We start from the raw sequence: 12511 nt of genomic DNA, 5'->3' as shown, positions 1-12511 counted from the left end.
AATTTTCATTTGGGGTGAAAATCTAAACAGAAAAATCAAAAAGAGAGAATTTCAATCAGTACTGCGGAGAGATACAAATCATTACACAGCTCGTTATACGCAAGAATGAAGAATGCCCTTATTAGACTTTGGTCGTATGCTTTTTTTATATTCACGCTCAGTAATTATTTAAGAATGACTAAAATAAGGAATAGTTTTTTTAAAACAATTATTTAATTTTATATTGTTGACTGAGAGTACATTTTAAATACAAACAAAGTGTTGTGTTCCGATGAATCAAATGTGTGAAAAGTACACAAATTAAAAATACGATAAATATTTAAAATGACTAACCAAAGCTAGGAGCGTAACCAGAATTTATGTTATTTATGTATTTAAATGTTCATTTTCGAAAATAAAACAATCAGGTTTATATGTATGAACTTCATGATTCGACAACAGCAAATTTTGGAACTGGTTAAACAACGGGGATATATCAGTATTGAAGAAATTGCGCAGATATTTTCAGTGACGCCACAAACTGTACGCCGAGATATTAACCAATTGGCGGATGCGAAATTATTGCGACGTTACCACGGTGGTGCAGCGATCGACTCGAGTGTGACCAATACTGAGTACAGTACACGCATGAGTCATAATGCTGAGGCAAAACAACGGATTGCAGCAGCTGTCGCAAAAGCTGTTCCAGATCATGCATCTTTATTTATTAATATCGGCACAACCACAGAAGCAATAGCTGTCGCTTTACTGCAACATTGCGGGCTTAAAATTATCACCAATAACTTAAATGTTGCCAAAATTCTAAGTGTAAAAGAAGATTTTGAAGTGCTGATCGCTAGCGGCAAAGTTCGTCCTGATGGCGGGGTCATTGGGCAAGCGACATCTGAATTTTTTAAACAATTCAAAGTCGATTATGCTGTGATTGGGATCAGTGGAATCGATGCAGAAGGTACATTATTAGATTTTGATTTTCAGGAAGTTTCAGTCTCTCAGGAAATTATTGCGGGGGCTCGACAGATTTTTTTAGCCGCGGATGACAGTAAATTTGGTCGTCATGCAATGATGCGTATGGGACATCTTCGAGAAATTGATTGTCTTTTTACCAACCAGCAACCGGATGAACTTTATCTCCAACAAATCCATGCGGCAGAAGTGAACTTGATTGTGGCGTAAAAATCAATCGACTCATAAGACACAATTCATTTAAAATTGCACATTTTTTGATAGACATTGATCAAAAAACTATCTATTATTTTTCTTAAATGAAAATAAACGAAAATATATTGATGCTCTTCAATCTAAAGGTGGTGTTATGATGCAAATGAACGAACCGCAAACTTGTTATGACATCGTGGTGATTGGAGGTGGAATTAATGGTGTCGGGATCGCCAATGATGCAGTGGGGCGTGGTTTATCAGTATTGCTTTGTGAAAAAGATGATTTAGCAAGCCATACCTCATCCGCCAGTAGTAAATTGATTCATGGGGGTTTACGTTATTTAGAACATAAAGAATTTCGTTTGGTTCGAGAAGCTTTGGCAGAGCGTGAAGTTTTACTTGCGAAAGCCCCCCATATTATTCGTCCGATGCGCTTTATCATGCCCCATCAACCGCATCTTAGACCGGCTTGGTTGATTCGTACGGGTTTATTTTTTTATGATCATTTGGGTAAACGCGAAAAACTGGCAGGATCAAATTTAGTCCAGTTCAAGCCAGAGACCAGTCCATTAAATAAAGATATTACTCGCGGTTTTGAATATTCCGATTGTGCTGTCGATGATTCTCGTTTAGTGATTCTTAATGCAATACAGGCACGAGAAAAGGGTGCAAACATTGTTACTCAAACACGTTGTATTGCTGCGCAACGTGAAAATGCTGTATGGGCAGTTCAGCTTGAAAATGAGCAGGGTGTATATCAAGTTCAAGCTAAAGTGTTGGTCAATGCAGCTGGACCTTGGGTTGCACAATTTATTCAACAGGATTTGAAATTAAAATCGCCTTATGGCATTCGTTTGGTTCAAGGCAGTCACATCATTGTGCCAAAAATTTACGAAGGTGATAAAGCCTATATTATGCAAAATGATGATCAGAGAATCGTGTTTGCCATTCCTTATTTAAACCAATACACCATGATTGGAACGACAGATCGCGAATATCACGGTGATCCTAATCAAGTTGAAATAACTCAACCAGAAATTGATTATCTTTTAAAAGTATCCAATGATCATTTTAAAACACAACTCGTTATAAATGACATTGTTAGCACTTTTTCAGGTGTACGCCCCTTATGCGATGATGAATCTGATAATCCTGCAGCGATTACACGTGATTATACTTTAGCAGTGTCTCAACAACATTCAGCTGAAGCGCCTTTATTGTCTGTTTTTGGAGGGAAGTTGACGACTTACCGAAAGCTTGCCGAATCAGCACTTGAGCAGTTGAAAAAGTTTTTTACCACAATGGGGCAGCCTTGGACGGCACATGCTTTATTACCGGGTGCTGAAAATTTGGTCTCTGTAGAGGATTTAATATCGGAGATCCAGACAAAAATCAAAGGTATTGACTTACCCACAGCAAGTCGTTGGGCACACGCTTATGGGACGTATGTATGGAAATTTTTAAATTATTCCAGCTCAGTACATGAGCTTGGTCAAAGTTTCGGGCACGGACTTTATGCGCAAGAGGTAGACTATTTAGTTGATCAGGAATGGGCAATCACCAGTCAGGATATATTGTGTCGCCGCAGCAAGTTATACCTTGAGTTTAAACAGGATCAAGTGGATCTTTTAGATGCTTACTTGCTTGAGTTGCATGAACGCCGATTACAAAAAGATGTCGCATAATAAAAGTTGTCGGATAATGGATGATGCAATTTTAAACTGTAGGTTGTTTAAATAGCTTTCACAATCAACAAATCAAAGATTGCAGTTCATTGGATTTGTTGATTGAGCTTTTAAAATAATATTTTTAATCGTCAACTGGCTGTAATCTCATTGAGAATGTTAAATTAATAGCTTCGCCATAGAGAACCCAGTTTAAAATCCCATTCACTTGGTGTAATAACCATTCGCCCCGCATTGGGTGTTAAAGTGATTTCACTGAAAAAGACATCATCCCCCGCCAATAAAAAGTCGATACGGCTATAACCATGCTTAAAACAAAGGTCTTGAGAAAGTTGAAGCATTTTGCTTAAACTTTTCGGCTGAGCTAAAGCTACGGGACTATTATTCTTTAAGTCAACTGTAAAAGGCTGAAGTACCCAGTTAATATCATAAATATTCGAATAATCAATACCTTGACCATCTTGGACATCAACTTCTATATATCTGGGTTGACCTTCGAAACAATGTACTCGACTGGTTGTAATCGTTAACTGACTATTTGGATCTGTCCATAAGTCAACAAATGCTTCAGCCAAAATCATAGGTGTAATATTTTTATAATGCCACTCTCTTTTTTTAAAATACATATTTTGTTTTAAATGATGTTTTAATTTCAGTTCTGCTTTTTTTACATCAAATTGACTTTTATCGTGGCATACGATTGCGCTACCGCTATCATGATTGCATTTTAAAACAAATTTAGAGGGGAGTTTACTAAACTCAATTTCGCTGAAGCATTTGTAGACACCGAGCAGCGGGACGAAATGCGAACAACAAATTTTGTCTGAAATAATTTCTCTCACTGCCAATTTGTCAGCCAATTTGGTATGTAAGGGGGCTCTTTCATAGATCATGCGTGCTGTTACTTTTTCATTAAAACTTTCAGGTTGATCAAAGTCAGGTGCGTAACCTAATTTATTAATAAATCTTTTTGTAAGGTATTTCTTGTCAGAGACAAATTTAGTTCTAATGACTTTCGCTGTATAAATAATATTTTCAATCATGGGAAAGAATAAAAAAATAAAGAAAGGAATTTTTGAATTATAGAGGAAATATGGATTTTGTATATGAAAATAATAACCATTTGTGTTTTTATTACAAGATTGTAATGAAAATTTGACAAAGGGGTTAAAAATCAGATTTTTAAAATGTAAAAAGACCGCTCAAGAGCGGTCTTTTGTATTTAAACTTTTAAATTAAGCTGATTTTTTTACAGCCTCTAAAAGCTCATTTTGACGATTTTTTAGTGCTGCAGGTAAACGGTCACCTAGCTTGTTAAACAATTCAGTATGACTTTCAATCTCTTTGATCCACTGATCTTTATCTTGAGATGTTACAAGATCAAATTGCTCTTTGGTAAAGTCAGAACCCGTCCAGTTCAGTTGCTCAAATGTTGGAACTAAGCCGATTGGTGTTTCAACTGCATCAGCACGACCTTCACAACGGTCAATGATCCACTCAAGCACACGCATGTTTTGACCAAAACCAGGCCATACAAAGTTGCCTTCAGCATCACGACGGAACCAGTTTACGTTGTAAATACCTGGTAATTTGTTGCCAGCAGCTTTTGCTTTAGCCCCTACTTCTTCACCAAGTTCTAACCAGTGAGCAAAGTAATCAGCCATGTTATAACCAGCAAATGGCAACATTGCAAATGGATCACGGCGAACGACACCTTGTTGACCTACTGCAGCAGCAGTTGTTTCAGAACCCATTGTTGCTGCTTTATAAACACCATCCACCCAGTCGAATGCTTCTGAGATTAAAGGTACTGTATCCGCACGACGTCCACCGAAGATGAATGCAGAGATTGGAACACCAGCTGGGTTTTCCCAATCTGCATCAATAGAAGGGCATTGACCTGCTGCTACAGTGAAACGAGCGTTTGGATGAGCTGCTTTTTCACCAGCAACATGTGGTTGACCTTTCCAGTTGGTTAAGTTTGCAGGTGCTTCTTTTGTTAAGCCTTCCCACCAAACTTCGCCATTGTCAGTAACTGCAACGTTGGTATAAATCACATCTTTGTGAAGTGTTGCCATACAGTTTGGATTGGTTTTGGTATTTGTACCTGGTGCTACACCAAAGAAACCAGCTTCAGGGTTAATTGCGTACAAACGACCATCTTCACCAGGTTTGATCCAAGCAATATCATCACCCACAGTCTCAATTTTCCAACCTTCATAACCTGCAGGTGGGATCAGCATTGCAAAGTTGGTTTTACCACATGCGGAAGGGAATGCAGCTGCGATGTAATGTTTTTCACCTCGTGGATTTGTCACACCAAGGATCAACATATGTTCAGCTAACCAACCTTGTTGGCGACCCATTGAAGAGGCAATACGCAAAGCAAGACATTTTTTACCTAATAATGCATTACCGCCGTAACCTGAACCATAAGACCAGATTTCACGCGTTTCTGGATAATGCACGATATATTTTTCTGGGTTGCAAGGCCAAGCAACATCTTTTTGACCTTCAGCAAGTGGCGCACCAACTGTATGTACGCAAGGAATAAAATCACCATCTGTGCCAAGTACGTCATAAACAGCTTTACCCATACGAGCCATTTTACGCATACTTACAGCAACATAAGGTGAATCAGTAATTTCAATACCGATGTGTGCAATGTGAGAACCTAATGGACCCATTGAAAATGGAACCACATACATTGTGCGGCCTTTCATTGCGCCATCAAACAAACCGTTAAGACGAGCACGCATTTCAGCAGGAGCTTCCCAATTGTTAGTCGCACCAGCATCTTCTTGTTTTTCAGAGCAGATGAATGTACGACCTTCAACACGAGCTACGTCAGACGGATCAGAATTCGCTAAATAAGAACCAGGATGTTTTTCTTGGTTCAATGCTTGCATAGTGCCGTTAGCGATCATCAAGTCGATATAACGTTGATTCTCTTCTTCGCTTCCGTCACACCATTCAATTTTTGCAGGTTTAGTCAATTTAGCAATTTCTTCAACCCAGGCAATGAGCTTAGGATGACGAACGAATTCTGGTGCGTTCACTTGGGTCATGGTGAGGCCTATCTAAAATATGTACAATTTTGTGTACAAATAATAATCTGAATGAAGTGATACAACATTCAAATTTAAGTAAGAAAAAAAGTGGACGTATTAAAACATATATTCATAAAAAAAATAAGACTAAAGGCTTAAAAGATGCTTAACCTAAAGAATGATTTAAGTGTTTGATTTTTAGTGTTTAAGCTGAATTATTGGTTGATATTTAACATTATTTAATAAGGCAATGAGTAATATTTTTATTATAAATAATAATAATTAACAATAACTTGAAAATATGAAGTTGGTAAAAATTATTATTGATTTAATAAATGGGTATAATTCAAATTTTACATAAAGGTGCTTTTATTTGCTTAGAAAATCGACGAAATTAGAGCAAATACTTCACAATAATCAAACTTATGGATACAGATTTAAAGCCGCTTTCGATGATTTACAATGAAAAATCAGGTTTTCATGCAAATCACAAAGATGAGGTGTACGAAAAACTCATGACCATTTGGACTACACATGGTTTTGAAATACAAGTTTTCGATATCAGTGCTGAAGTTGATATTCAGACGTTAATGAAAAAAATCTATCAACGTCATGCACAATATTCACAACTTGGCGTCATTGTTGCCGCGGGTGGTGATGGTACTTTGAATGCTGTTGCCTCGCAAATGCTTCATCAGCATATTCCGATGGGCATTTTACCATTAGGTACGTTTAATTATGTGGCACGTGCTTTAAATATTCCATTAAATCTGCTTGATGCGGCTCATGTGATTGCTACAGGAGAACCACGTGCATCACACATCGCCTGTATCAATGACCAGATTTATTTAAATAATGCCAGTTTGGGATTATATCCTCTATTTATCAAAAAACGAGAGGCTTACAATCGGCGTTTTGGACGGTTTGCTTTAAATGCATATACCTCGGGCTTGGATGTGCTGATTCGAGATCGCAAAGAGCTTAAACTCGAAATTGAGGTGGATGGACAAAAATATCCAGTCAAATCACCTTTGATCTTTTTTGGAAATAACCAATTACAACTCAAAGAATTAAACTTACGAATTTCGAAATGTGCTGAAGTCGGAGAAATTGCAGGGGTTGTGATTGCAAAAGGGGATAAGGCCACTTTATTTAAAACACTATTTCAGACCATCCGAGGAAAACTAGAAAAGGCATCAGATGTGTATAGCTTTGGTGCAGAAAAAGTGATTGTGTATTCGAAAAAGCCTAAACTGACAGTTGCGATTGATGGAGAAATTGTGTCAATGGATACACCTTTGAATTTACATGTTGAAAAAAATGCTTTGAATATCATGGTGCCTGTGCATGCTGCTACATCTATCTGATCTGCATTTCGGGACAGAGCGTCCAGCGTGTATACAGGCAATTCAGCGGTTTTGTACAGAACATCAACCTGAAGTCGTTGTTGTGAGTGGTGACCTGACCCAACGTGCCAAATTTAAAGAATTCTATGCCTGCAAGCAATTTTTAGAATCTCTCAAAATCCCTTATTTTGTTGTGCCTGGTAATCATGATATTCCTCTCTATCATCTGTGGAACAGGGTGCTTCGACCTTTTGGTCTGTATCAATTATTTTTTGGCAGTTTAGAACGGACACTGTTAACCAAGCATTTTTATTTAATTGGCATGAACAGTATTCGACGTCGCTATCATACGCGTGGCCATATCTCATTCGAACAGATAGAGAGCGTCAATCAATTGTTGACGGATGCTCCTGACAATAAATTAAAAATTATTGTCAGTCATCAACCGTTTTATACTTCTAATGAAGATCATCATTTAAAAGATTGTCCTGCTTTAGGGCAGTTTGCGATTAAAGAATGGGGACAGCATCAGCTCTATGCCTTATTGCATGGTCATTTACATCTTGTTGCTGTCTACGATTTAAACCAAGCATTTAATTTAAATCTATCTCATCCCGTCTATGAAGTTCATGCAGGCACAGCAGTGTCTCGACGATTGCATAAAAAAATCCCCAATAGTTTTAATGTGATTCATGAAAATGGTACATTTCAACATTATTTTTTTGATGAACAATTACAAGAATTTATTGCTCAATAATGAGAAAATCAGTTGATTCTTTTGCCAATTTGAATTGAACGAATAAAAAAAATACAAATTAAATAAATTTTTTTTAATTTTCCCCTTGAAGCGTTTATTTCCATCCCCACAAATGTGACATACAAATATTTTGTCGATGACCTAGGAATAAGAAGTCATCTTCCCTGAGTAATCAATGACATTTAGACGATGTCTATGGAGTTTTATATGAGCAACATTCGTCCATTACATGATCGCGTAGTTATTCGTCGTGTTGAAGAGGAAACAAAAACTGCTGGCGGTATTTTACTTCCAGGTTCTGCAGCTGAAAAACCGGCACAAGGTGAAATCATTGCTGTAGGAAATGGCCAAATCACTGACAATGGTGTGCGTGCATTAGACGTTAAAGTTGGTGATAAAGTATTGTTCGGTACTTATGCAGGTACAACTGTAAAAGTAGGCGGCGAAGAACTTTTAATTATGAAAGAATCTGACATTTTAGCGGTACTTGAAGGTTAATTCAGACCGAGACGGTGTGTTGTTTCTGATCAAGTAAAAAACAATATACCTAATCAACTTTTAAATTAGATGGTTAAAGAATAAAGATTATTGGAGTTAAGCATGTCAGCTAAAGACGTAAAATTTGGTGATTCAGCTCGTTCAAAAATGATTGCGGGCGTAAATGTACTTGCAGATGCAGTTAAAGTAACTTTAGGTCCTAAAGGTCGTAACGTTGTTATCGATCGTTCTTTTGGTGCGCCACACATCACTAAAGATGGTGTAACTGTAGCAAAAGAAATTTCGTTGAAAGACAAATTTGAAAACATGGGTGCACAATTGGTTCGTGAAGTTTCTTCAAAAACCAATGACATCGCAGGTGATGGTACTACAACAGCAACTGTACTTGCTCAAGCAATTTTAAATGAAGGGATCAAATCTGTAACTGCAGGTATGAACCCAATGGATTTAAAACGTGGTATCGATCTAGCAGTTAAAGCTGTTGTTGAAAACATCAAAGCAACGGCTAAACCAGCTTCTGATACTAAAGCGATTGAACAAGTGGGTTCAATTTCAGCAAACTCTGACGAAACTGTGGGTAAATTAATTGCACAGGCGATGGAGCGTGTTGGTAAAGAAGGCGTCATTACAGTTGAAGAAGGTTCAGGTTTTGAAGACGCACTTGACGTAGTGGAAGGTATGCAATTTGACCGTGGTTATATCAGCCCGTATTTTGCAAACAAACAAGACACTTTGACAGCTGAACTTGAAAACCCGTTCATCCTTCTTGTTGATAAAAAAATTAGCAACATCCGTGAATTGATTACAGTTTTAGAAGCTGTTGCTAAAACAGGTAAGCCACTTCTCATTATTGCTGAAGATGTTGAAGGCGAAGCACTTGCAACACTTGTAGTGAACAATATGCGTGGCATCATCAAAGTATGTGCTGTTAAAGCCCCTGGTTTTGGTGACCGTCGTAAAGCAATGCTTCAAGATATTGCGATCTTGACTGGCGCTACTGTGATTTCTGAAGAAGTCGGTATGTCTTTAGAGCAGGCTTCACTTCAAGATTTAGGTACTGCACATAAAATCACAGTGTCTAAAGAAAATACAGTGATCGTAGATGGTGCAGGTGATGCAAATCAAATTGCTGAGCGTGTAACTCAAATCCGCGCACAAATCGAAGAATCGACTTCTGAATACGATAAAGAAAAACTTCAAGAGCGTGTTGCTAAATTAGCAGGCGGTGTTGCAGTGATTAAAATCGGTGCTGCAACAGAAGTTGAAATGAAAGAGAAAAAAGACCGTGTTGATGATGCGCTACATGCAACTCGTGCTGCGGTTGAAGAAGGTGTTGTTGCAGGTGGTGGTGTTGCGCTTGTACGTGCTGCAAAAGCATTAGACGGTGTTGTTGGCGCGAACGATGACCAGACTGTGGGTGTAAATATCCTTCGTCGTGCGATTGAAGCGCCACTTCGTCAAATCGTTTCTAACGCAGGCGATGAACCTTCTGTAGTGATCAATGCTGTAAAAAATGGTGAAGGTAACTTTGGTTACAATGCTGCCACTTCACAATACGGCGACATGTTGGAAATGGGTATCCTTGATCCTGCAAAAGTAACTCGTTCAGCACTTGAACATGCAGCTTCTGTTGCTGGTTTGATGTTGACGACTGAATGTATGATCACAGATATCCCTGAAGATAAACCTGCTATGCCTGATATGGGCGGCATGGGTGGTATGGGCGGAATGATGTAAGTCATTCTGATCTCAGATCATAAAAAAATCCCCGCCATTGTGCGGGGATTTTTTATTTTAAGTTTTCCAATTTTTAAATTGATATGCAAAAGAAAAGTCGAATGTAATTGATGTTTAGTCGTAAAGAAAACAACAAACTGTACACTACTTTGTAATCTTTAAAGGGGCTAAATCATCTATGCGATGACGAACCAATTTTTGGATTTTTCATCGATGCGATTAAATTTCTAAATCATCTATGCGATGACGAACTAATATACAGACGCGAGGATTTCAAGACTTGTTTTCTAAATCATCTATGCGATGACGAACCAACCAACCAAAACTTTGGAACTAAAACATTATTTCTAAATCATCTATGCGATGACGAACAAATGTCAAAGGGCGAATTTACACCTGATTCGTTTCTAAATCATCTATGCGATGACGAACTTCATATAGACAGCAATATGAATCCCATCTAATTTCTAAATCATCTATGCGATGACGAACGAATAGCCGTGAATCTGGTCTTGTCCCTGTAATTTCTAAATCATCTATGCGATGACGAACGTTTAGCCGGTGGCAGCTTAACTCGAGGTTTTTTCTAAATCATCTATGCGATGACGAACTTAATTGTGCTTTTGTCGCTTCAATAGTTTCATTTCTAAATCATCTATGCGATGACGAACCCCGATGTTCATGATCCTACATTGCCTAGCGATTTCTAAATCATCTATGCGATGACGAACGTTGTAAAGGATTTGGTTTATCTGTTTGTGTATTTCTAAATCATCTATGCGATGACGAACGGAATAACGACCATCTTCACTTGCATCTACAATTTCTAAATCATCTATGCGATGACGAACGTAGACCATTGCCCCAGTAGCATATTTAAAGATTTCTAAATCATCTATGCGATGACGAACTTTTAGAGCGCTTTCCGCTCAAAACAAATAATTTTCTAAATCATCTATGCGATGACGAACGTTATGGTGTTGCTACTGCATTGATGGGTGCATTTCTAAATCATCTATGCGATGACGAACCCATTGACAGCTTGAACTGAATCGCTGTCAACTTTCTAAATCATCTATGCGATGACGAACAGTAATAACCTTTTCAATGATGTATCTGAATTTTTCTAAATCATCTATGCGATGACGAACGCGAAATATATAGATGAACGCAGAAACCTTATTTTCTAAATCATCTATGCGATGACGAACGCTTTTTTTCCGACTGAATGGATTCTGTTTGTTTTCTAAATCATCTATGCGATGACGAACCTGAAGATGGAAAACCTTGTCCTAAGCATAAATTTCTAAATCATCTATGCGATGACGAACTTGGTTTCTATCGTTGCAAATGGTATGTGTAATTTCTAAATCATCTATGCGATGACGAACCGACTGCATACAACGTTCAGCAACCGATTTGATTTCTAAATCATCTATGCGATGACGAACTCTAGCGGTACGCACTCGGTTAGAATATCTGTTTTCTAAATCATCTATGCGATGACGAACGCTTTTTTTCCGACTGAATGGATTCTGTTTGTTTTCTAAATCATCTATGCGATGACGAACAGAATGAAACAGGATCATTTGTCACTGATGTTTTTCTAAATCATCTATGCGATGACGAACGTAAATGGCGAGAAGCGAATGACTTTTGATATTTTCTAAATCATCTATGCGATGACGAACCCATTGCTTCAACGATTAAATCTTCCATTTCGTTTCTAAATCATCTATGCGATGACGAACTATCGGCACTGTTGCCAGTATTGTTTTCAGGCTTTCTAAATCATCTATGCGATGACGAACTTATGCATACTTATTCCCACCAAATCGTTACATTTCTAAATCATCTATGCGATGACGAACACTATAACTTCTAAAATCATGGTTTTTATTATTTTCTAAATCATCTATGCGATGACGAACCATCTGAACCATGAGATGCCCAATCATGGACATTTCTAAATCATCTATGCGATGACGAACGCTGTAATTCGTTGATGTATTCCTGGTCTATCTTTCTAAATCATCTATGCGATGACGAACATGCCAATTAAACCAACTGAAACCATGGTTATTTTCTAAATCATCTATGCGATGACGAACCAATTGAACAGAAGCAAGATAGAGCCATTGATTTTCTAAATCATCTATGCGATGACGAACTGCGACTCGACATGTCAGTAAAGACGATCATGTTTCTAAATCATCTATGCGATGACGAACACATAACAACAGAGTCCGCTTTGTTTGGTGAATTTCTAAATCATCTATGC

General features: G+C 37.9%; 8 protein-coding genes and 1 CRISPR repeat array (1 of these 9 running past the window's edge). Of the genes, 6 read left to right on the top strand and 2 right to left on the bottom strand.

The window, feature by feature from the left end:
- Window positions 1-417: 417 nt before the first annotated feature.
- Window positions 418-1173: a DeoR/GlpR family DNA-binding transcription regulator gene (locus tag OSH00_RS01725; protein ID WP_266128986.1), complete on the top strand. Its 756-nt coding sequence runs from the start codon at window positions 418-420 to the stop codon at window positions 1171-1173.
- Between the two features lie 139 nt (window positions 1174-1312).
- The gene (glpD, locus tag OSH00_RS01720; protein ID WP_266128985.1) at window positions 1313-2842 is read left to right on the top strand and encodes a glycerol-3-phosphate dehydrogenase; all 1530 of its coding nucleotides are present in this window, start codon (window positions 1313-1315) and stop codon (window positions 2840-2842) included.
- A gap of 164 nt (window positions 2843-3006) precedes the next feature.
- Here the strand turns inward: glpD and OSH00_RS01715 are convergent, their stop codons facing one another.
- A complete protein-coding gene (locus OSH00_RS01715) occupies window positions 3007-3885 on the bottom strand; it encodes an ATP-grasp fold amidoligase family protein (RefSeq protein WP_266128984.1) in 879 nt (292 codons plus the stop codon).
- 192 nt (window positions 3886-4077) lie between these two features.
- Window positions 4078-5910 carry a phosphoenolpyruvate carboxykinase (GTP) gene (locus OSH00_RS01710; RefSeq protein WP_196077380.1) on the bottom strand — a complete coding sequence of 611 codons (1833 nt, stop codon included), beginning with the start codon at window positions 5908-5910 and terminating at the stop codon, window positions 4078-4080.
- Window positions 5911-6317: 407 nt separating this feature from the next.
- On the opposite strand from OSH00_RS01710, the gene OSH00_RS01705 reads away from it, so the two are divergent.
- The 4 genes from OSH00_RS01705 (at window position 6318) to groL (ending at window position 10230) form a co-directional block, all read left to right on the top strand.
- The gene (locus OSH00_RS01705) at window positions 6318-7259 is read left to right on the top strand and encodes a diacylglycerol/lipid kinase family protein (protein WP_266128983.1); all 942 of its coding nucleotides are present in this window, start codon (window positions 6318-6320) and stop codon (window positions 7257-7259) included.
- Window positions 7240-7995 (top strand): metallophosphoesterase family protein, encoded by a 756-nt coding sequence (locus OSH00_RS01700; RefSeq protein WP_266128982.1) that lies wholly within the window; start codon window positions 7240-7242, stop codon window positions 7993-7995. Before OSH00_RS01705 ends, OSH00_RS01700 begins: the two co-directional genes overlap by 20 nt.
- A 207-nt stretch (window positions 7996-8202) precedes the next feature.
- Window positions 8203-8493, top strand: coding sequence for a co-chaperone GroES (locus tag OSH00_RS01695; RefSeq protein WP_196077377.1), 291 nt, complete (start codon window positions 8203-8205; stop codon window positions 8491-8493).
- 102 nt (window positions 8494-8595) lie between these two features.
- A complete protein-coding gene (groL, locus tag OSH00_RS01690) occupies window positions 8596-10230 on the top strand; it encodes a chaperonin GroEL (RefSeq protein ID WP_004828344.1) in 1635 nt (544 codons plus the stop codon).
- Window positions 10231-10394: 164 nt separating this feature from the next.
- A CRISPR array of direct repeats spans window positions 10395-12511; the repeat unit is 28 nt; unit sequence TTTCTAAATCATCTATGCGATGACGAAC; it runs 2470 nt beyond the window's last position.

Source organism: Acinetobacter nematophilus (genome assembly GCF_026344175.1).
GTDB lineage: Bacteria > Pseudomonadota > Gammaproteobacteria > Pseudomonadales > Moraxellaceae > Acinetobacter > Acinetobacter nematophilus.
This window is presented reverse-complemented; position numbering and strand designations above follow the sequence as displayed.

Coding starts and splice junctions, on each gene's coding strand:
- OSH00_RS01695 (WP_196077377.1), top strand. CDS start 8,203: ATGAGCAACATTCGTCCATTACATGATCGCGTAGTTATTCGTCGTGTT.
- OSH00_RS01710 (WP_196077380.1), bottom strand. CDS start 5,910: ATGACCCAAGTGAACGCACCAGAATTCGTTCGTCATCCTAAGCTCATT.
- OSH00_RS01715 (WP_266128984.1), bottom strand. CDS start 3,885: ATGATTGAAAATATTATTTATACAGCGAAAGTCATTAGAACTAAATTT.
- OSH00_RS01725 (WP_266128986.1), top strand. CDS start 418: ATGAACTTCATGATTCGACAACAGCAAATTTTGGAACTGGTTAAACAA.
- glpD (WP_266128985.1), top strand. CDS start 1,313: ATGATGCAAATGAACGAACCGCAAACTTGTTATGACATCGTGGTGATT.
- groL (WP_004828344.1), top strand. CDS start 8,596: ATGTCAGCTAAAGACGTAAAATTTGGTGATTCAGCTCGTTCAAAAATG.
- OSH00_RS01705 (WP_266128983.1), top strand. CDS start 6,318: ATGGATACAGATTTAAAGCCGCTTTCGATGATTTACAATGAAAAATCA.
- OSH00_RS01700 (WP_266128982.1), top strand. CDS start 7,240: ATGCTGCTACATCTATCTGATCTGCATTTCGGGACAGAGCGTCCAGCG.